We start from the raw sequence: 21316 nt of genomic DNA on the forward strand, positions 1-21316 counted from the left end.
ACAAGAGGGCCGTATCACACCGACGCCGTGTCCAGCACCTCGGCCACCAGCGGATTGGGGAATCGGCGGCGCAGCGTCACTGCGAGAAACCGCTCGGTGATCCCTTCCAGCCGTGCGCGCTCCACCAGCATCCCCGAGGCCAGCTCGTCCTGCACCACAATGGGCGGGATCACGGCAAGGCTGGTACCGCTGCGCGCCAACAGGCGCAGCATCGCCATGTCGTCTGCCTCGGCGGCGATGCGGGGCACCACGCCCAGCCGGTCCAACAGCGCGTCAAACGCCGCCCGCAGCGCCGATTCGGGCGTGGGCAGGATCAACGGCTCGCTTGCCAGCATCCCGGCCACATCCTGCGCCGCGTCCGCACCGGGGGGCGTGCCGACGAGGCTGACGGGCTGTTCCGAGATCGCATGTACGAGATAGGGGCTGCCCGCGTCCCGCGCGGGCACGAGGTTGGTGAGCACGATGTCCAGCGTCAGCGCCTCCAGACCGCGCAAAAGGTCGCCCTGCGCGCCCGAGCGCAGCACCACCTCGACATCGGCTCGCCCGATCAGCGGACCGACAAAACCGATCTGGAAATTGCGCGACAGGGTCGACAGTGCCCCCACCCGCAGCACCCGGCGCGAGCCGGGGGCCTGCGCCAGCGTAGCGGTCAGGTCGTCGGCGGTGCGAAAGATCGCCTCGGCATGATCGAGCGCGATGCGGCCCGCCTCGGTAAGGACGAGGCCGCGCCCGCGGCGCTCGAACAGGTCGTGCCCGAGCGCCGCCTCGAGCGTGCGCAACTGCGTGGACAGCGCGGATTGCGACAGGTTGAGGCCGCGCGCGGCGCCGGTCAGCGTGCCGTCGCGGGCGACGGCGCGGAACAGGCGGAGATGATGAAGGTTCAGTTGGGCCATTGTTCTATTTTATCTAACATTAATGACCATAATATGTAATTTTCTAGAAGACGCGCAAGCCGTATCTCCTCCTGCAAACCTCTGGAACAGGAGACGCAAGATATGGACCTGCCCCCTCTGAGCCTCTTCACACCCCTTATTTTGCTGGCCGTTTCGGCGCTTGCCATCGCCCGGCCCGGTCGCCGTCCGCGGGCCCTGCCGCGGCTGGCGGAGGGGGCCGCGCTGGCCGCGTTGGTCGTTGGCGTTGCGGGGCTGGCGCAACTCGTGATTGCCGGTCCGGTCACGCTGGCGGGCCTTGTGCGGCTCGACGCGGTGAGCGCGACGATGGTGGTGCTGGTCTCGTTCGTCGGCTGGGTGGTGGTGCGCTACACGCGCAGCTACCTCGACGGTGAGGCGCGCGAGGGGGCGTTTCACGGGCTGCTGCTGGCCGCGTTGGCGGCGGTGAACTTGCAGGTTCAGGCCGCGAACCTCGCGGTTCTGGCCGCCGGTTTCACGGCCACTGGCCTGGCCATCCGGCAGCTTTTGCTGTTCTACCCCGAGCGCGCCGAGGCGCGGCGCGCGGCGGCCAAGTTCACCCTCGTGTGGGGCGCGGGCGATGCGGCGCTGATCCTCGCCGCAGCCCTCCTGTGGCAAGCCTTTGGCACCATCGGGATCGCGGAGATTGCGCAGGCGGCGGGCGCGGGCCTGCCGCTCGCCGCCAAGCTCGCGGTGGCGTTGCTGGTGATTGCGGCGGCGCTCAAGACCGCGGCCTTTCCGCTGCACGGCTGGCTCACCGAGGTGATGGAGGCCCCAACTCCGGTCTCGGCGCTCTTGCACGCGGGCATCATCAACGGCGGCGGGCTGCTGCTCATCCGGTTGGCCGAGGTGGTGCAGGCAAGCCCCGGCGCGATGGCCGCGCTGGTGATGCTGGGTGGCTTCACCGCGATTTTCGGCGCGGCGGTGATGCTGACCCAATCGGCGGTCAAGACCGCGCTGGCGTGGTCCACGGTGGCGCAGATGGGCTTCATGCTGCTGCAATGCGGGCTTGGCCTGTGGGCGCTGGCGATGCTGCATATCGTGGCGCACTCGCTCTACAAGGCGCACGCGTTCCTCGCCTCGGGCGGGGCGGTGCGGGCGGTGCTGTCGGTGCGGCGTCCGGGGCCGGTGGCGGTGCCGGGGCTGTCGGCGGTGGCACGGTCCTTCGCGCTGGCACTGGTGCTCTACGCGGTGGTGGCCACCGGCTTTGGCCTCATCGCGGGGCCGAAATCGGCGCAGGCGCTGGCGCTGGGGGCGATACTGATCTTCGGGGTGGCCTATCTGGTGGCGCAAGGCCTGGCCGATGCCGCACCGCGAGCGCTGACATGGCACACGGCGCGCGCCTCGCTGGCGGCGGCGGTGGCCTATTTCGGCTTTCACGTCCTGTCGGGGGTGCTCTGGGGCACGCATCTGCCCGTGCCGCCCCCGCCGGGGCCGCTGGAGTGGGGCCTCATCGTGCTGGCGCTGGGCTCGTTCGGGCTGGTGGCGGTGGCACAGGCGCTGTTCCCGCTCTGGGCGCACCACCCCTCGACCGCCGGGCTGCGGGTGCACCTGGCCAACGGGCTTTACCTCAACGCCGTTCTCGATCGCCTGATTGGCGGGCTGAAAACCGTGAAATCCAACTGACAGGGCAGGAGTAGAGACAGATGTTCCTCAAGCATACACAGATCGCCGCCGACCGGGTCTCGGGCCTGCTGACAAGCGCCGAGGCCGCGGCAAAGGCCATCCCGCCCGCATTCCCGCTGGACGCGACCGTGGCGGTCAACCCGTTCCTCGGGCAGGCGCAGGAAGACCTTGCCACCGCATCCGCACGGCTGGCGCGGGTGGCGGGGGTGCGCCTCTCCCGCCCGCGCGCCGAGTATGCCGCGAAAGTGGAGGCGGGCGAGATCACCGATGACGACCTCGCCGCCGCGCTCTTTGCAAATTCGTCACCGCTTAAACCCGCCGATCTGGCGTTGTTGAAGGCGAAGCTTGCCACGGAAAGCCCCGAGCCGCAGGCCCTGCCCACGGTGGCGGAGCTGGCGGCACAGGCCACCGGCACCGACTGGCCCGCCGTGATCGCACGCAGCTTCGGGCTGTGGGCGGCGGGGCATTTCGACCGGGGGCAGGCGCTGTGGACGCCCGCGCCGGGGCGCGGGGCCTTTGCCGCGTGGCGCGAATGGGCGACCCATGACCTGACACCGGAGATCGCGGGCCTCACCGGCTTTTGCGCGCATGTCGCCGCCGCGCCGGACACGGCGGAGCGGGCGATCCTGCGCGCCGCCGAGCGGCTGGGCCTGACGGAAGCGGCGGCCGGGACGGCCTTTCACCGGCTGTTGATGGATCTGGGCGGTTGGGCGCAGCACGCGCGCTGGTTGCTGTGGCAGGCCGAGATGGCGGGCGAGAGCGACACCACCATCACCGACTTGCTGGCGATCCGCATGATCTGGGAGGAGGCACTCATCGACCATGCGCCGCAGGTCGAAGGCGACTGGCAGGACGTGGTGGCCACCCATGCCGAACCGGTGACCGTGACGCCCGATCAAGCGATTGACGCGATCCTTCAGGACGCCGCCGAGCGCGCCTATCAGCGCCACCTGTCGGCGGCCCTGACCGGGGCCACGGTGCAGGATGCACGCCCGGCGCTGCAGGCTGCGTTCTGCATCGATGTGCGCTCGGAGGTGTTCCGCCGCGCGCTCGAGGCGCAGAGCGGCGGGATCGAGACCATCGGGTTTGCCGGGTTCTTCGGCCTGCCGGTGGCGCACAAACCGCAGGGCACCGACATGGCGCAGGCGCATCTGCCGGTGCTGCTCAAACCGGCGCTGACCTCGTGCAGCCACGACGGCGACGAGGTCGAGCAGGCGGCGCGCATCGCAGCCCGCGCGGTGCGGGCCTGGGGCCGGTTCCGGCAGGCGGCGGTGTCGTCCTTTGCCTTTGTCGAGGCGGCAGGCCCGGCCTATGGCTGGAAGCTGGTGCGCGATGCACTGGGCTTGGGGGCGGAGCGCCCCGCACCCGACCCCGCCCCACGGATCGAGGGCGGCCTGGGCGCCGCTCAGAAGGCCGGGACGGCGGCAATGGTGCTGCGCGCGATGAGCCTGACCACGGGGCACGCGCGGCTGGTGCTGCTCCTCGGTCACGGGGCACAGGTGACCAACAACCCGCACGAGAGCGCCTATCATTGCGGCGCCTGCGGGGGGCAGACCGGCGAGGTCTCGGCGCGGCTCCTGGCCGCGTTGCTCAACGATCCCGAGACGCGGGCGGGCCTGCCCGAGCACGGCATCGACCTGCCACGTGACACGTTGTTCATGGCCGGGCTACACGACACCACCACCGACAGGGTCACGCTCTACGAGGACGCCCCCGTCCCGGACCATGAAGCCGACATTGCGCAGGCGCGGGCGTGGCTCAATGCGGCGGGGGGCGTGGCGCGGGCGGAGCGGGCGGGCCGTCTACCCGGCGCGCGGGCCGACACGGTGGCGCGGCGTGCGCTGGACTGGGCCGAGTTGCGCCCGGAATGGGGCCTGGCGGGCTGCGCCGCCTTTGTCGCCGCGCCGCGCGGGGTGACCGCCGGGGCCGATCTGGGCGGGCGCGCCTTCCTCCACAGCTATGACTGGCGGGCGGATGCGGGTTTTGGCACGCTGGAGCTGATCCTCACTGCGCCGGTGGTGGTGGCAAGCTGGATCAGCCTGCAATATTACGGCTCGACCGTGGCGCCGGTGGTCTTTGGCGGCGGCAACAAGCGCATCCACAACGTGGTGGGCGGGATCGGTGTGGTGCAGGGAAATGGCGGCATCCTGCGCCCCGGCCTGCCGTGGCAGGCCGTCCATGACGGCGAGCGCGCGGTACACGAGCCGCTGCGCCTGTCGGTGATGATAGAGGCCCCGCGCGAGGCGATCGCGGATGTGCTGACGCGGCACGCGGAGGTGCGGGCGCTGTTTGACAACGGCTGGCTGCACCTGTTGGCACTGGAGGAGGGCCGGGTGGCCGCGCGTTACCGGCCCGGGCTTGAGTGGGAGGCAGCTCTGCGCAAGACTGCGGCCTGAACCCGCTCAGCCGGTGCGGTCCTCAAGGATCATGTCGGAGGCCTTTTCGCCGATCATGATGGCGGGGGCGTTGGTGTTGCCCGAGACGATCTCGGGCATGATCGAGCAATCGGCGACGCGCAGCCCGGTGATGCCGTGCACACGCAGCCGGGCATCGACCACCGCGTCGCCACCCGACCCCATCTTGCAGGTGCCGGTGGGGTGGTAAATCGTGGTGGAATAGTTGCGCGCCCAATCGAGCGTGCCCTCGTAATCGTCCAGATCGAGCGCGGCGTCGGGGCGGAACTCCTCGGATATCTTGGAGTTGAGCGGCGCGTGGCGGGCGATACGGCGGGCGATCTTGACGCCCTCGACGATGGTCCGGCAGTCGGTTTCGGTCGAGAGGTAGTTGGGGTGGATTTTCGGGTAGGTGGCCGGGTCGGCAGAGGCGAGGCGGATCTCGCCCCGGCTCTCTGGCCGCAGCTGGCAGACCGACATGGTGAAGGCGGAGAAGGGATGCGGCCCCTCGCCGGGGCTGTCGGCGGACCAGGGCTGCACGTGGAACTGGATATCGGGTGTTTCCACATGGTCGCCGGTGCGCATGAAGCCGGTGGCAAGGCTGGCGGCCATGGCCATCGGCCCGGCGCGGAACATCGCGTATTTCAATGCGATCCGCGCCTGGTTCCATAGGCTGCGCACCTCGTCGTTGAGGGTGGGTTCGTTGCACTTGAACACCAGCCGCGCCTGCAGGTGATCCTGCATGTTGCGGCCGACGCCGGGCATATTGCGCAGCACCTCGATGCCGTGTTCTTGCAGGTGCGCCGCCTCGCCCAGACCCGAGAGCATCATCAGGTGCGGTGAGCCGATGGCACCTGACGACAGGATCACCTCCCGTCCTGCCCTGACCACATGCTCCACCCCTGCGCGGTCGCGGTAGACCACGCCGGTGGCGCGGGTGCCGTCGAAGGTGATGCGGCTGGCCTGCGCGCGGGTCAGGATGGTCAGGTTCTCGCGTTTGCGCACAGGGTTTAGGAACGCCACAGCGGCGGAGCAGCGCCGCCCTTTGCGCGCGGTGAGCTGGAAGTATCCCACGCCCTCTTGGCGAGCGCCGTTGTAATCGGGATTGAAGGGATAGCCCGCCTCCTGGGCGGCGGCCACCCATGCGTCGCAGATGGGCCGTTGCAGGCGCATGTTGGACACCGAGAGCGACCCCTGGTCGCCGTGATAATCGTCGGCGCCGCGTTCCTGCCGCTCTGAGCGCTTGAACAGCGGCAGCACGTCGTCCCAACCCCATCCGGGATTTCCCATCTGCGCCCAGCGGTCGTAATCCTGCGGCTGGCCGCGCACGTAGAGCAACCCGTTGAGCGAGGAGGAGCCGCCAAGCACCTTGCCGCGCGGCCAGTCGAGGGCGCGCCCGTTCAGCCCCGGGTCGGGCTCGGTCCGGTAGCACCAGTCGACCGAGGGGTTGTGCATGGTCTTGAAATAGCCAACCGGAATGTGGATCCACGGGTTCCAGTCGCGCCCGCCCGCCTCCATCAGGATGACCTTGATCTTCGGGTCGGCGGAAAGCCGATTCGCTAGCACGCACCCGGCAGACCCTGCCCCGACGATCACGTAATCCGCTGATAATTCCGACATTTTCGACCGACCTTTGCACAAATTATGTGCGGAAAAGATTTTCCTTGCCAGAACGAGCATATGTCTATCAATATTGAGACTGCAAGTATCATTATTGCAAAATCAGGGAGGACGTCATGAAAGTATCGAAAGCGCTCAGCGGGATTTCCCGCCGAGATCTGTTTCGCCTGACCGGCCAGTTTGGCCTGTCATCCGTGGTGATGGGCGCGGGCGCGCTGACCGGGGCGGTCAGCCTGCCCTCGCTCGCGCGGGCCGCAGAGAGCACCTATGACAAGCGTTTCGCGAAGGAGCCAAAGCACACGCTGAAGCTGGGCGCCGCAGGCTTCAACGCGCGCAACCTGCTGATCGAGCGCGCCGGCGTTCTGGAATTCGCCCGCGACCTTGAGGAGCGGACCGAGGGCGAGATCCGGGTGGAGTTCATCGGTGACAACCAGATCTGCGGACAGCTCAACTGCGTGGAGAAGACGCAGACCGGCGTGATCGACATGTATGCCGCCTCTACGCAGAACTCGGCCGGTGGCGCGCCGTATCTCAACGTGCTCGATTATGCCTACATGTTTCCGAGCCGGGCCTCGCAGTATCATTTCCTCTACAGTCCCGAATCGCAGCGCATCCTGCGCGAGCCGCTGGAAAAGCGGCACGGGCTGAAATTCCTGTTCTCGCATTGCGAGTTGCGCGGTATCCAGCTTGGCAACAACTTTGCCGAGAAGCCCACGGTGACCAAGCTCGAAGAACTGTTCGGCACCAAGAACCGCGTCACCGGTACGCAGCTTGGCCGCATCGCCATGCAGCTTCTCAACCTCAACCCGGTGCCGGTGGCCTGGGAAGAGACGCTTGACGGGCTCAAGCAGGGCCTCATCGACGGGGCCGAGACATGGGCATCGGCGGTGGCCTATGCCAACATGTCACCGGTGGTGAGCCAGTCGGTCGATCTCAAGTTCTTCTGCGGGACCGAGCATACGTCGATGTCGGCGCGCGTCTTCGACGCGATGGAGCCGCATCTGCAAGAGGCGATCATGGAATCGGCCTACCTTGCGCAGGTGCATGTGCAGGCGGCGAACGAGGCGGCGCTGGTCAAGACCGTCGGTTTCTCGGACCCGCAGCTTCCCGGCACGATCTTTGCCGAGCACGGCGTGCGGCCCGCCTTCCTCGCCGACGATCAGATCAAGATGGCCGAGGAGATGTGCTCGCCCGAGTTCAACCCCGAGCCGTGGGCGCAGTGGCGCGAGCGGCTCAACGGCTGGGCGGGTGGCATCGACACCTACCAGGAGATTTATGACGTGGCGCGCGAGATCCCCAGGGATACGCTGCCCGAGAATGTCGAGCCGCGCCGCTGGTGGCGCGCGGCGTGATCGCCTAGCATCGTGCCGGGCCGCACGCGCGGCCCGGCACCCCAAGCCGCCGATACGTGCGGCCACGACATACGGCAACCCAAGGGGAGGAGTGGGCATGACCGGCTGGTTTCAGGGCATGGGAGAAATCCTGAGTGCCCTCGCCTCGGGCGATTCATGGATGTTGAGCGAAGCGATGCGCGCCCCGGCGGTCTGGCCGCTGGGGTTGATGGCGATGCTGGCGCTGGCGCTGGCGTTTCTCGTCCTTTACCGCGTTGTGCCGTGGACCGAGCGTAACCTCGAACAGTCGCTGATGGTTGTCTCCTACCTTGCCATCGGCGGGATCATCTTTGTCGAAGTGTTCCGCCGCTTCGTGCTATCACAGCAGGCGCCGTGGTCCACCACGCTGCCGCCCTTCCTGTTTCTCATCATGACGTGGTTCGGGTGCAGCTTTAACGTCAAGCTGCGCACGCATCTGGCATTCGCCGAGTTCCGCATGGCCATGCCGCGCGCCGGACAGATGGCGTGCCTGGTGCTGGATGCGCTGTTGTGGATCGGGTTTTCCTGGGTCGTGGTTGTCACCTCGACCAAGGTGGCCGCCAATTCCGCCGCGAATTTCCAGATCATGCTGGGCACGGACAACGTGATGCAGTGGTGGTTCCTGCTATCGGTGCCGCTGGCGTTCACCACGCTGGTGGCGCGGGTGATCGAGAACCTGCTCAGTGACATCGCCAATTTCCGCCAGGGTGACACGCTCATCACCCAGGCCGTGATCGGAGGCGACTGACATGACCGACCCATCGACGCTTGTCACGCTCATCTCCATCGGGGTGACGCTACTGTTCATGCTGGGCGTGCCGGTCTTTCTGGTGATCGGCTACTGGGTAATCGGCGTGTCCTTCGTCCTTGGCATGCCGTTGCAGAATATCGGCGGGGCGCTGGCGGATGTGTTCACCGACGGTTTTGCCCTGCTGGCGATGCCGCTGTTCATCCTGACGGGAGACCTGATCAACCGCTCGGGGATCGCGCGCAGGCTCAGTGATTTTGCCTATGCCTGCCTGGGCTGGATACGCGGCGGGCTGTCGATGGCGAGCTTGGGGGCCTGCGGACTCTTTGCCGCGATTTCGGGCTCCAACTCGGCCACGACGGCGACGATCGGTTCGATGCTGCATCCCGAGATGGTCAAGGGCGGCTATGACGAGCGGTTCTCGGCGGCGACAGCGGCGGCGGGCGGCACGGTGGGGATCATCATCCCGCCCTCGATCATCTTTATCGTCTATGGCTTCCTGCTAAACTTGCCCATCTCGGAGCTGTTTGTCGCCGGCATCCTGCCCGGCGCGTTGATGGTGGGCGCGATGATGTTTGCCGCGTTCCTGATCTGCTGGAGCAACAAGTGGGGGTTTCTCATTCCGCTGAGCCCGATGCGGGTGATCAAGACAGCCATCGGTGCGTGGCTCGGGTTCTTTGCCATCGGGCTGGTGCTCTGGGGTATCTACACTGGCAAGTTCTCGCCCACCGAGGCGGCGGGGGTAACAGTGGGATTCTGCGTGATCGTGGGCTTTGTCAGCCTGCCGCTCTACCGGATCATGGGTGGTGCCAAGGGGCGTGACGTAAACGAGAAGCGCGTCTCGGAGATGCTCGTGGTCGAGGGGTTCAGCCCGCTGGAACTGCCGTCGATCACCATGCGGTCAGCGCAGATCACCGGCATTCTCGCGCCGCTCATCGCCGTGTCGGTGGTGATGCAGCAGATCATGTCAGTGCTGGGCGCGCAGGAGGTGATTGGCGGTTTCGTGACGTCGATGGGCGGTTATTACGCGGTGTTGTTCACCTCTATGGCAATCGTTTTCGTCTGCGGCATGGTGCTGGAAAGCCTGCCGGTGACGATCATCCTCGCCCCGATCCTTGCGCCCATCGCGCATGAGGTGGGCGTGGAGCCGGTGCAATTCGCGGTGATCTTCCTCGTGGGGGCCTCTATCGGTTTCATCACGCCGCCCTACGGGCTCAACCTCTATGTCGCATCTGGTGTGACTGGCGTTCCCTATTTCCGGCTTTTGCGTTACACGGTGCCGTATCTTGTGGCACTGCTGGCGGTCTGGTTCATCGTCGCACTGGTGCCGCCGCTTTCGACGGCGCTCTTGCCGAACCGATAACGGTGGGGTTTGCATGGACGGGGACAGCACGGGAACGATCCCGACCAACCTGCGCCTGCTCCTGGTGATCGAAGAGATCGCCCGGGCGGGCGTGCCGGTCACACCCACCGAGGTCAACGCCGCCATCGGCCTGCCCAAGCCCACCATCCACCGCCTGTTTGCCACGCTGGAGGAGGAGGGATTCCTGCAACGCGACATGGACGGGCGGACCTATTCGCCGGGCCCGCGTCTGCGCAAGCTGGCAGGCGGTATCCTGTCATCGCTGCGCATCCGCACGGCGCGGCAGGCGATCCTGAAGCGGGTGAGCAGCGAGATTGGCGAGACCTGCAACATCGCCCTGCCGGACCGCGACGCAATGATCTATCTCGAACGGGTCGAAACGCAATGGCCGTTGCGCATCCAGTTGCCCATCGGGACGCGGGTGCCATTCTACTGCACGGCGAGCGGCAAGATGTACCTGTCGTCGCTGGCGCGACCGCACCTGATGAAATACCTCTCGGCGACCGATCTGGAGGCGCGCACGCCCAACACCTTGACCGATCCAGATGCGCTGATGGCTGAGATCAGCCAAGTCCGGGCGCAGGGCTATTCGCTCGACCGCGAGGAATTCATGCGCGACATGATCGCGCTCGCCGTGCCGATCCTCGACGTCAACGACCGGCTGATGGCGACTCTGGCCTTTCACGCGCCCACGCAACGCTTTGATATCGCGCGGGCGCTGGAGTATCTGCCGTCGATGCGCGAGGCAGCGGCGGATTTGTCGAGCCTCGTGTCGGAGGGCGAAGGGGGCTGAGCCTTACCGCCCCTTCCAGACCGGGTCGCGCTTCTCGGCAAAGGCATTCTGACCCTCGAGCAGGTCCTCGCTTCCATAGAGCCTGTCCACGGTGGCGAATTGGCGCCGCGTTACCCGGTTTAGCGCATCCTGAAAGCGCATCGCCTCGGCCTCGCGCACGATCTCCTTGATGGCGGCGTAGACGAGCGGCGGGCCGCTTTCGAGGTGCCGCGCCAGTTCCCATGTCCGCTCCAGCAGGTCGTGGGGCGCGCAGACCTCGCGCAGCAGGCCCCAGTGCAGGGCTTCCTCGGCGTCGAACCAGCGCCCGGTCAGCAGCAGGTCCATCGCGACGTGGTAGGGGATGCGCTTGGGCAGCTTGATCGAGGCGGCATCGGCTACCGTGCCAGAGCGGATTTCGGGCAGGGCAAAGCGCGCGGTGTCGGCGGCGAGGATCAAATCGCAGGACAGCGCCAGTTCCAGCCCGCCGCCGCAGCAGATGCCGTTCACCGCGCAGATCACCGGCTTGTTAAGGTGCGGCAATTCCTGCAATCCGCCGAACCCGCCGACACCGTAATCGCCGTCTACCGCGTCGCCCCCGGCGGCGGCCTTGAGATCCCAGCCGGGGCAGAAGAATTTCTCGCCCGCCGCGCGCAGGATCGCCACGCGCAGGGCGTCATCGTCCCGGAAGGCGCGGAACACTTCGCCCATGATGCGGCTTGTCGCCAGGTCGATGGCGTTGGCGTTCGGTCGGTCGAGCGTCACCTCGAGCACCGCCCCTTCGATCCGCGTCCGGATCGGCCCTTCGGTCAGCATGTCCATCATGTCTCCTCCCGGATGAATGCGTCCGCCGCCACCGCGCCTTTGCTGCACAGGATCAGCGGGTTGACTTCGATTTCGGCGATGTTTGGGTCGCTCTCCATCATGTCCTGAAGCGCCAGTGCCACGGCCCCCGCCGCGACGGTATCGGCGCGCGGCCCCCCGCGCCAGCCGTCGAGCAGTGGCCAGAGCCGCAGGCCACGCAGCGCGGCGGCGATGTCCCCGGCGGTGACCGGGCAGACGAGCGTCACGGTGTCGGCCAGAAGCTCGGCCGCCACGCCGCCCAAGCCCAGCGTCAGCGTCGCGCCATAGACCGGGTCGCGGCGCAGGCCCACCAGCATCTCGGCCACGCCGCCGGTCACCATCTCTTCGAGCAGGTAGCCGGTGACGCCCGGCATATCGACCTCGCGCGCCGGATCGGTCACGCCGAGCCGTACGGCCCCGACCTCGGTCTTGTGGGCAAGGCCCAGGCCCTTGAGCGCGAAGGGCGGCGCGAGCCTTGCACCGCCTGGATCGAGTGCCGCGAGTGAAGGCGCGGTGATGCCGCGTGGCGCCGCCACTCCTGCCGCCGAGAGTCGCGCCTTGGCCGCCGCCTCGTCGAGCAGGCGCGGCTCCGCCCCCGAGCGCACCGGCCAAGGCCGCCAGCCCGGGCGCACGGATGGAAGGCACGCCGCCGAAAGCGCCGCGAGCGCGGTATCGAGCCCCATCAGCGGCACCACCCCGCGCCCCAGCATGGCGATGGCGCGCGGCTCGTCGAAATTCTCGGGCAGCGAGGCCACGGGGAAGGCGGGCAGGCCGGTCGCCGCCTGCGCCGCCTCGATGGCGTCGAGCGCGGGCTGAAAGCTCGCCGGGTCGCAGCGGTCGGGGCGCGGCGGGTCGATGATGAAAAGCCCGGCGTCGTAGTCGCCGAGCATGGTGGCAAAGACGTCGGTGGTGCGGGCCACGTCGCCCCAGATGAAGGTGTGGTAGTCGAGCGGATTCGCCACGCGCACCAGCGGCCCGAGCGACTCGGAAAGGCGTGTCGCCGTCGCAGGTGCGGGCGGTTCGAAATGCAGGCCGTGGCGCGGCGCGAGATCGGCCACGAGCCCTGCCTCGCCGCCCGAGCTCGACACCGAGCAGAACCGGGTGCCGGAAAGCCCCCCGTGAACATGCACGATCTTGAGCGTTTCCAGCAGCGCGTCGAGGCTTGCCACCTCGGCCACGCCGCATTGGCGCAGGAATGCGCCCGAAGCGGCGCCTTCGCCGGCGAGCGCGGCGGTGTGGCTCGCGGCAGCGTCTTGCGCGGATGGGGTCTTGCCGGATTTCAGAGCGATGATGGGCTTGCCTGCCGCGCGTGCCCGTTCGGCCATCGCGGCAAAACCCGGGGCGTCGCCCACCCCCTCGATATAAAGGCCGAGCGCGGTCACGCGCGGGTCGTCGAGCATGGCGAGGGCGAGGTCGCTCAGCCCCACCTGTGCGGCATTGCCGAGGCAGGCGACATAGGCGATGGGCAGGCCGCGCGCCTGCATGGTGAGGTTGATCGCGATGTTGGAGGATTGGCTGAGGATCGCCACGCCCGTCTCGACCCGCCGCCCGCCATGCTGATCGGGCCACAGGAGCGCGCCGTCGAGGTAGTTGATGAAGCCGTAGCAATTGGGGCCGAGCACGGCCATCGGCCCGGCAGCCTCGACGAGCGCGGCTTGCAGACCGTCCTCGCCCGCCTCGCGCCAGCCAGAGGCGAAACAGACCGCCCCGCCCGCGTCCAGACCTGCGAGTGTGGCCACCGTCTCGACCGTGGCGTGGCGGTTGATGCCGAGAAAGGTGGCGTCGGGCGCGGCGGGCAGGGCGGCGAGGCTCGGGTAGCAGGGTCGCCCGCCGATTTCGGCCCGTGTCGGGTGCACCGGCCAGACTTCGCCCGAAAACCCCATCCGGTCGCATTGCGCGATCACGTTCGCCGCCCAGCCGGCGCCCATCACGGCGATGCTCCGGGGTCGCAGGAGGCGCGTCAGATCGCCCATCTCCCCTCCCTCAGCCGCCCAGCGGGCGGAGTAGCGCGCGGCTGATGATGTGGCGCTGGATCTCGGAGGTGCCTTCCCAGATGCGCTCGATCCGCGCGTCGCGCCAGATTCGCTCAAGCGGTAATTCGTCCATCAGGCCCATTCCACCGTGAATCTGGATCGCCTCGTCAGCGATCATCGCCAGCACCTCGGTCGCCTTGAGCTTGGCCATCGCCATGTCGGAATCGGTGACCGTGCCCTGGTCCGTCTTCCAACCCGCCCAGAGGGTGAGCAATTCGGCGGCCTTCAGTTCCGTCGCCATGTCGGCGAGCTTGAAGGACACGCCTTGGAACTTGCCGATCCGCTGTCCGAACTGGCGGCGCTCGGCGGCCCAGCCGAGGGACAGGGCCAGCGCGCGCTCGGCCCGCCCGAGGCTTGTGGCCGCGACCTGGAGACGGGTGGCCCCCAGCCATTCGTTGGCCACGTCGAAGCCCTTGTGCACCTCGCCCAGAACGTTGGCGTCGGGCACCCGGCAGCCGTCGAATTCGAGGATCGCGTTGGTATAGCCGCGATGCGAGACGGAGCGATAGCCGGGGCGGATCGTGAAACCGGGCGTGCCCTTGTCCACGAAGAACGCGGTGATGCGCTTGCGCTTGCCCCTTGGCGTGTCCTCCTCGCCGGTGGCCATGAAGGCGATGGTGAAACCCGCGATGTCGGCGTGGCTGATGAAATGCTTGGTGCCGTCGAGCACCCAGTCGCCGCCCACGCGGCGGGCGGTGGCGCGCATTCCGCGCAGGTCCGATCCGGCGTCGGGCTCGGTCATGGCGAGGCAATCCCACGTCTCACCGCGGATGCAGGGCATGAGATAGCGCTCGCGCTGTTCTGGCGTGCCCGCGAGCAGGATGTTGGAGGGGCGTGCCACGCAGGTCCAGTGCAGCGCGTAATTGGCGCGGCCAAGCTCTCGCTCGTAGAGCAGCCATGTCAGCGTATCGAGCCCGGCGCCGCCCACGTCCTCGGGCATGTTGGCGGCGTAGAGCCCGGCGGCCATCGCCTTTTTCTGAACCTCGGCCACGAGGTCCATCGGCAGGTGGCCGGTGCGCTCGATTTGGGCCTCGTGCGGGAACAGTTCGGCCTCGACAAAGGCGCGGGTGGTTTCGACGATCATGCGCTGTTCGTCGGTGAGGGCAAAGTCCATTGCGGTCACTCCCCTGCGCCTGCGCGGCGCGCGTCGTGATCGGCGATCACCCGTCCCGCGCCCCAGCCGTTTTCCTTCAGCACCCGCAAAAAGCCCACGAGGTTGCGGTCGCGGATACGCTCCAACTCGCGGATGGAATGGTGGCCCGATTGCGCATCCGATTGTCCGGCGATCAGGTCAACAAGGGCGTCGTCATACTCGGGCACGTCCATAAGCCGCGTCCACGGCTCTTGCAGGCAGGGGCCGAACTGACCGAGGAAATGGCGCATCCCGGCCTCGCCCCCGGCGATGCGGTAGGTCTCGAAGAGGCCCATCTGTGCCCAGCGCAGGCCAAAGCCCATGCGGATCGCGTCGTCGATTTCCTCGGTTGTGGCCACGCCATCGCGCACCAGCCACAGCGCCTCGCGCCAGACGGCCTCTAGCAGGCGGTCGGCGATATGGGCGTCGATCTCCTTGCGGACATGGAGGGGGAACATGCCGATTTCCTGCAATATCCCCTTGGCCGTCTCGATGACCTGCGGCGCGGTGGCGGGAGAGGGCACGAGTTCGACCAAGGGCAGCAGGTAGACCGGGTTGAACGGGTGCGCAACGAAGATCGAGGCCGGGTTGGCCGCCTCTTCCTGCAACACCGAGGGGCGATAGCCCGAGGTCGAGGAGCCGAGCGGCGCATCCGGCGCGGTCTTTTGTATCTCGGCATAGACCCGGTGCTTGAGCGCGATCCGCTCGGACACCGATTCCTGCACATAGGCCGCGCCCGCCACCGCCTCGGCAATGCTGTCGGCGAAGGTGAGGTGGCCCTCACCCGGCATCGGCAGGTCGAAAAGCGCGGGGAGTGCGGCGCGGGCATTGTCGAGCACTTCGCCGATCTTACGCGGGGTCTGCGGGTCGGGGTCGAACACCGCCACGTCCCAGCCCGCGAGCAGGAAGCGCGCGGCCCAGCCGCCACCGATGACGCCGCCGCCGATGATGGCCGCCTTGCGGGGTGCGCCGGTCACAGTGGTGCCCTCTTTTCCAGATACAGCCGCTCGCGCACCGCGTCGGGGCCGACCACGCGTGCGCCCATCGCCTCGACGATGCCTACCGCGCGCTCGACAAGCTGGGCGTTGGTGGCGAGCACACCGCGGTCGAGCATCAGGTTGTCCTCTAGCCCCACGCGCACGTTGCCCCCGGCCAGCACCGCCGCCGCAACATAGGGCATCTCGTTGCGCCCGAGGCCGAATGCCGACCAGTGCCAGCCTGCGGGCACGTTGTTCACCATCGCGAGGAAGGTGTTGAGATCGTCGGGCGCGCCCCACGGCACCCCCATGCAAAGCTGCACCAGCACCGGCTCGGGGATGATCCCATCGTCCACGAGCTGTTTCGCGAACCACAGGTGGCCGGTATCGAACGCCTCGATCTCGATCCGCGTGCCGGCGGCCACCATCCGTGCGGCCATGTCGCGCAGCATTCCCGGCGTGTTGACCATGACGTAATCGGCCTCGGCGAAATTCATCGTGCCGCAATCGAGCGTGCATATCTCGGGGCGACAGTCGACGACATGGGCCACCCGTTCCGCCGCGCCAGCCATGTCCGACGCGGCCGACATCCGGGCCATCGCCTCGGTGCCGTCGAACATCAGGTCGCCGCCCATCCCGGCGGTGAGGTTGAGCACCACGTCGGTGGCGCTGTCGCGGATGCGCTCTGTCACCTCGCGGAAAAGCGCGGGATCGCGCGAGGGCGCGCCGGTCTCGGGGTCGCGGACATGGCAGTGCACCACCGCCGCGCCGGCCTTTGCCGCGGCGATGGCGCTCTCGGCGATGGCCTCGGGCGAGCGGGGAACGTTGGGGCTGCGGTCTTGCGTGCCGCCCGATCCGGTCACGGCACAGGTGATGAACACCTCGCGATTCATGTTGAGTGGCATGGATTCCTCCTTGGCTGTCGCAAAGCCTAGCAGAGTTGCGGTGAGATGATTGACGATTTACGAAAGGAAGATGGCAAATTTCGAAACGATCTTTGCGCCCTCGCGCGCCACCCTCGACATCGCGGTGCTGGTCCTGCCGCGCGCCTCGATCCTCGAGGTGGCCTCGGTGCTCGATCCGATGCGCAACGCCAACCGGCAGATGCGGCGCGAGGCGTTCCGCTGGCGGGTGGTGACCCCCGACGGGGTGGCGGCGCCGCTGACCTGCGGGATCGAACTGCCCGCATCGGGGGCCTTTGCCGACGTTGCGGGGGCCGATCTTCTGATGGTGATCTCCGGCTACGATCAGGCCGAGGTGGCAACCCGGAGCCTGATTGCCGCGCTGCGCCGGATGGCCGGGCGGTTCGGCGTGATCGGCGGGATCGATGCGGGGCCGTGGATCATGGCGCGGGCCGGGCTGCTCGACGGGCACCGCGCCACCGTGCACTGGGAGGACCTGGAGGATTTCGCTGCCGCCTTTCCGGCAGTCGAGGTGGTGGCGGACCGCTACGTGCGCTCGGGCAACCGGCTGACGGCGGGCGGGGCGGTGCCCGCGGCGGACATGATGTTGCACCTCATCGGCGCGCGCTGCGGCCTCGGCGTGGCGGGGCAGGTGGCTGATTCGTTTCTCTATAATCAGTATTCCGATGCCACGCGCCCGCAACGCCCCGGTCTGGTCCCCGGCGCGCGCGACCGGCGGCTGTCAGAGGCGCTGACGATAATGGGGCAGGCGGTCGATGCGCCCTTGCCTGTCCCCCGGATTGCCGCGGCGCTCGGGGTCGGGACGCGGCGGCTGGAACAGATATTCCGAGACGGGCTCGGGATGGCACCTGCGGCCTGCTACCTGGATTTGCGGCTACAGGCGGCGCGACGGATGATGAGCGACACCGATCACCCGCTTCTGGAGATCGCCCTGCGCACAGGGTTCTCGGACAGGTCGAGCTTTTCGCGCGCCTATCGCCGCCGGTTCGGCCACGCCCCGCGCGAGGCACGCAGGTCCAGGGGTTGAGACGGGAGCGACCGGCACGGCTGGAAATCGCGCGACGCGCGGGCTATTGTCAATCTCCGCTCCAGCGCAAGGGACACGCCTCATGACCCGCTTTTCCGCCCCGATCGCCGAACAGATCTGGTCCATGAAGTACCGCTATGTTGCCGACGAGGGCGGCGATGCAAGCGTCGAGGACACGTGGCGGCGTGTTGCGCGGGCGCTGGCCGCGGTCGAGGCCGAACCGGATGTCTGGGAGGAGCGGTTCTATGCCGCGCTTGAGGACTTCAAGTTCCTGCCCGCGGGCCGGATCACCGCCGGGGCGGGCACCGGGCGCAAGGTGACGCTCTTCAATTGCTTCGTCATGGGCACCATCCCCGACGACATGGGCGGTATCTTCGATAACCTGCGCGAGGCGGCGCTGACCATGCAGCAGGGCGGCGGGATCGGCTATGATTTCTCGACGATCCGGCCCAGGGGCGCGGTGGTCAAGGGCGTGTCGGCGGATGCGAGCGGGCCGCTGTCGTTCATGGATGTGTGGGACGCGATGTGCCGCACGATCATGTCTGCGGGGAGCCGCCGGGGCGCGATGATGGCGACGATGCGCTGCGACCATCCCGATATCGAGGAATTCATCGCTGCCAAATCCGACGCGGCGCGGTTGCGCATGTTCAACCTGAGCGTTCTGGTGACCGATGCCTTCATGGACGCGGTCAAGGCCGACGGGCCGTGGGATTTACAATTCGGCGGCAAGGTCTATCACACGCTGCCTGCGCGCGACCTGTGGAACCGGATCATGCAGGCCACCTACGACTATGCCGAGCCCGGGGTGATCTTTATCGACCGGATCAACCAGGCGAATAACCTGAGCTATGTAGAGAATATCTCTGCGACCAATCCCTGCGGCGAACAGCCACTTCCGCCCTACGGCGCCTGCCTGCTGGGCTCGATCAACCTCGCACGGCTGGTGATTGACCCGTTCGGGCCGCGTGCGCGGCTTGACGCGGCCGCGCTCAAGGATCTGGTGCGCGTGGCGGTGCGGATGATGGACAACGTGGTGGACGTGTCGCAATTCCCGCTTGAGGCGCAGGCCGAGGAGGCGCGTGCCAAGCGCCGCATCGGGCTTGGGGTCACGGGGCTGGCGGATGCGCTTTTGATGCTGGGGCAGCGCTATGGCTCTGACAAGGCGGCGCGGCAGACCGAAATCTGGATGCACAAGATCGCCGTCGCCGCCTATCTCGCCTCGGTAGACCTCGCCCGGGAGAAGGGGGCGTTTCCGCTGTTTGATGCCGACAAGTACCTCGCGTCCGGCACCATGCGGGACATGGACGAGAGCGTGCGCGATGCGATCGCGAAACATGGCATCCGCAACGCGCTTCTGACCTCGGTCGCGCCGACGGGCACGATCAGCCTCTACGCAGGCAATGTCAGCAGCGGCATCGAGCCGGTATTCGCCTACAGTTATACCCGCAAGGTGCTGCAAAAGGATGGAAGCCGCACCGAGGAAGAGGTCGTCGATTACGCCGTGCAGATGTGGCGGGAGAAGATGGGTGATGCCCCGCTGCCCGAGCATTTCGTGAACGCGCAGGTGCTGGCACCCGAGGATCACGTGAAGATGCAGGCGGCGGCGCAGAAATGGGTGGATTCGAGCATCTCGAAAACCATCAACTGCCCCGCCGATATCTCCTTCGCGGCGTTCAAGGATGTCTACATGCAGGCCTGGGAGTCCGGCTGCAAGGGTTGCACAACCTACCGGCCCAACGAGGTGACGGGGTCCGTGCTGAGCGTGAGCGAGGCCGAGGACAAGGTGCCCGGGGAGGGCTCGGATCAGGCCCGGGGCGACTTTCCCGCCGAGGGCGGTGAAGTCGTTTACATGTCCGAGCCGCTCGACCGGCCCGCGGAGCTGGAGGGGGCGACCTACAAGCTCAAATGGCCCGACAGCAACCATGCGATCTATGTGACGGTGAACGATATCGTGCTGAACGGGCACCGGCGCCCCTTTGAAGTGTTCATCAATTCCAAGAACATGGAGCATTACGCCTGGACCGTGGCGTTGACGCGGATGATCTCGGCGGTATTCCGGCGCGGTGGCGACGTGTCCTTCGTGGTGGAGGAACTCAAGGCCGTGTTCGATCCGCGCGGCGGGGCGTGGATGCAGGGCAAGTACGTGCCCTCGATCCTCGCGGCGATCGGCGGCATTCTGGAGCGGCACATGGTGCAGATCGGATTTCTCGAGGGTGAGGGGCTGGGCCTCAAGTCCGATCCGACGGCGCAGGTCGTGGGGCTGGAAAATGTCCCGAGGGGCCCCGTCTGCCCGGCCTGCGGCAGCTACGAGATGCGCATGATCGAGGGCTGCATGACCTGCGCAAGCTGCGGGCACAGCAAGTGCCAATAGGCATGGAGCAGGTTCATGGTGCGATGACAGGCAAGCGTATGGGTCTGATACGCCTCGACTGACTTCGTGGATTCGTGCTGCGAACCCTTCATGCTCGGAGGTCTGCAGTAACGCATCTGCTAACCTCGCTTGCCGCTTATGCCGTTATTCGCACGAATGCGGGCTTTCCCGGTCACGGCCCGCTCCCCGACGGACATGACTCTGCCGGGCGGTGTGTCCGTCGCATCTTCCTTGCAATTTGTCCTCCATCGTGAAATCATATTCGTATATTTGCATTTAACGAACGGGGGGAGAGATGCGGATTACCAGACGCGAGCTCATGGTCGGGGGGCTGGCTGCGCTCTCCGGAGGCGTAGGGCTGCGGGCTTTCGCCGCCACTGACATGGAACTCGGCACCGCGCGCCTGACCACGCTCAGCGATGGCAATCTCGTGCTGCCGCTCGATTTCCTCATTGGCGATCTGCCGCGGGCGCAGGCCATCGAGGCGCTTGCGCAGCACGGTATCACCGGCGACACGCTCACCCCGCCCTGCAACGTTACCCTCTACCGCGACGGCACCAACACGGTGCTGTTCGACGCGGGCTCGGGCCATGCCTTCATGCCCAGCGCGGGCCGTCTTGCCGATGCGCTCGACGCCGCCGGGGTCTCCGCAGACGAGATCACCCACGTGCTGCTCACCCATGCCCATCCCGATCACCTCTGGGGCGTGCTCGACGATTTTGATGATCCGGTCTTCGTCAATGCCACCCACATGATCGGGCAGGCGGAGCTGGACTACTGGACCGATCCCGCCACCGTCGACACCATCGGTACAGCGCGCGCCAGCTTTGCCGTTGGCGCGGCACGGCGGCTCGAGGCGATCGCGGACCGGCTTGAGACCTTCACTGGCGGACAGGAGGTGCTGCCCGGAATCCTCGCCCACGATACGCCCGGCCACACGCCCGGCCATATCAGCTTCGAGGTCCGACAGGACAGCAAGGCGGTGATGGTGGTGGGGGACGCCATCGGCAACGGCCACCTTGCGCTGGCGCATCCCGACTGGGCCAGCGGCGCGGATCAGGATGCCGAACAAGGCATCGCCACGCGGGTGCGTCTGCTCGATCAGTTGGCCACCGACGGCATGGCGATGGTGGGCTTTCACCTGCCCGGCGGCGGGCTTGGCCGGGTGGAGCGCGCGGATGGCGCCTATCGCTTCGTGACGGAGGTGTGATCA

At 67.3% G+C, this 21316-nt stretch carries 15 protein-coding genes and 1 pseudogene; 9 read left to right on the plus strand and 7 right to left on the minus strand.

All coding sequences use genetic code 11. The annotated features are described in order from the left end of the window. Window positions 1-14: 14 nt before the first annotated feature. A complete protein-coding gene (locus tag C6W92_RS00490) occupies window positions 15-893 on the minus strand; it encodes a LysR family transcriptional regulator (protein ID WP_129431126.1) in 879 nt (292 codons plus the stop codon). A 102-nt stretch (window positions 894-995) separates the two neighbouring features. On the opposite strand from C6W92_RS00490, the gene C6W92_RS00495 reads away from it, so the two are divergent. Both C6W92_RS00495 and C6W92_RS00500 read left to right on the plus strand, forming a co-directional pair. Next, the gene (locus C6W92_RS00495) at window positions 996-2534 is read left to right on the plus strand and encodes a proton-conducting transporter membrane subunit (RefSeq protein ID WP_129431127.1); all 1539 of its coding nucleotides are present in this window, start codon (window positions 996-998) and stop codon (window positions 2532-2534) included. 20 nt (window positions 2535-2554) lie between these two features. Continuing rightward, window positions 2555-4930, plus strand: a complete 2376-nt coding sequence (locus C6W92_RS00500; RefSeq protein ID WP_129431128.1) for a DUF2309 domain-containing protein — start codon at window positions 2555-2557, stop codon at window positions 4928-4930. Window positions 4931-4936: 6 nt separating this feature from the next. On the opposite strand, the gene C6W92_RS00505 is transcribed toward C6W92_RS00500, so the two are convergent. Further along, window positions 4937-6547, minus strand: coding sequence for a choline dehydrogenase (locus C6W92_RS00505; protein ID WP_129431129.1), 1611 nt, complete (start codon window positions 6545-6547; stop codon window positions 4937-4939). A gap of 116 nt (window positions 6548-6663) precedes the next feature. Between C6W92_RS00505 and C6W92_RS00510 the strand changes: the two genes are divergently transcribed. The 4 genes from C6W92_RS00510 to C6W92_RS00525 all read left to right on the plus strand — a co-directional run bounded on the left by C6W92_RS00510 (window position 6664) and on the right by C6W92_RS00525 (window position 10821). Continuing rightward, the gene (locus C6W92_RS00510; RefSeq protein WP_129431130.1) at window positions 6664-7899 is read left to right on the plus strand and encodes a TRAP transporter substrate-binding protein; all 1236 of its coding nucleotides are present in this window, start codon (window positions 6664-6666) and stop codon (window positions 7897-7899) included. A gap of 97 nt (window positions 7900-7996) precedes the next feature. Next, window positions 7997-8665, plus strand: coding sequence for a TRAP transporter small permease subunit (locus C6W92_RS00515; RefSeq protein WP_129431131.1), 669 nt, complete (start codon window positions 7997-7999; stop codon window positions 8663-8665). 1 nt (window position 8666) lies between these two features. Then, entirely contained in the window at window positions 8667-10028 is a 1362-nt protein-coding gene (locus C6W92_RS00520) for a TRAP transporter large permease (RefSeq protein WP_129431132.1), read from the plus strand. A gap of 13 nt (window positions 10029-10041) precedes the next feature. Next, the gene (locus C6W92_RS00525) at window positions 10042-10821 is read left to right on the plus strand and encodes an IclR family transcriptional regulator (RefSeq protein ID WP_129431133.1); all 780 of its coding nucleotides are present in this window, start codon (window positions 10042-10044) and stop codon (window positions 10819-10821) included. A 3-nt stretch (window positions 10822-10824) separates the two neighbouring features. On the opposite strand, the gene C6W92_RS00530 is transcribed toward C6W92_RS00525, so the two are convergent. The 5 genes and pseudogenes from C6W92_RS00530 to C6W92_RS00550 all read right to left on the minus strand — a co-directional run bounded on the left by C6W92_RS00530 (window position 10825) and on the right by C6W92_RS00550 (window position 16687). Beyond that, on the minus strand, window positions 10825-11622 hold the full coding sequence (locus tag C6W92_RS00530; RefSeq protein ID WP_129431134.1) for a carnitinyl-CoA dehydratase: 798 nt from the start codon (window positions 11620-11622) through the stop codon (window positions 10825-10827). After that, window positions 11619-13613: an acetate--CoA ligase family protein gene (locus C6W92_RS00535; RefSeq protein ID WP_129431135.1), complete on the minus strand. Its 1995-nt coding sequence runs from the start codon at window positions 13611-13613 to the stop codon at window positions 11619-11621. Before C6W92_RS00535 ends, C6W92_RS00530 begins: the two co-directional genes overlap by 4 nt. Window positions 13614-13623: 10 nt before the next feature. Beyond that, window positions 13624-14787 (minus strand): acyl-CoA dehydrogenase family protein, encoded by a 1164-nt coding sequence (locus C6W92_RS00540; protein WP_129431136.1) that lies wholly within the window; start codon window positions 14785-14787, stop codon window positions 13624-13626. A 32-nt stretch (window positions 14788-14819) separates the two neighbouring features. Beyond that, a pseudogene (locus C6W92_RS00545) lies at window positions 14820-15782 on the minus strand (3-hydroxyacyl-CoA dehydrogenase NAD-binding domain-containing protein); the annotation flags it as partial. After that, window positions 15779-16687: a 3-keto-5-aminohexanoate cleavage protein gene (locus tag C6W92_RS00550; protein ID WP_129431138.1), complete on the minus strand. Its 909-nt coding sequence runs from the start codon at window positions 16685-16687 to the stop codon at window positions 15779-15781. The gene C6W92_RS00550 and the pseudogene C6W92_RS00545, both read right to left, overlap by 4 nt. Window positions 16688-16757: 70 nt before the next feature. Between C6W92_RS00550 and C6W92_RS00555 the strand changes: the two genes are divergently transcribed. The 3 genes from C6W92_RS00555 (at window position 16758) to C6W92_RS00565 (ending at window position 21313) form a co-directional block, all read left to right on the plus strand. Beyond that, entirely contained in the window at window positions 16758-17732 is a 975-nt protein-coding gene (locus tag C6W92_RS00555; RefSeq protein WP_129431139.1) for a GlxA family transcriptional regulator, read from the plus strand. Window positions 17733-17814: 82 nt separating this feature from the next. Next, window positions 17815-20103: an adenosylcobalamin-dependent ribonucleoside-diphosphate reductase gene (locus tag C6W92_RS00560; RefSeq protein ID WP_129431140.1), complete on the plus strand. Its 2289-nt coding sequence runs from the start codon at window positions 17815-17817 to the stop codon at window positions 20101-20103. 295 nt (window positions 20104-20398) lie between these two features. Then, the gene (locus C6W92_RS00565) at window positions 20399-21313 is read left to right on the plus strand and encodes an MBL fold metallo-hydrolase (RefSeq protein ID WP_129431141.1); all 915 of its coding nucleotides are present in this window, start codon (window positions 20399-20401) and stop codon (window positions 21311-21313) included. Window positions 21314-21316: the final 3 nt, after the last annotated feature.

This window comes from Roseovarius sp. A46 (assembly GCF_004126395.1).
Classification (GTDB): Bacteria; Pseudomonadota; Alphaproteobacteria; order Rhodobacterales; family Rhodobacteraceae; genus Roseovarius; species Roseovarius nitratireducens.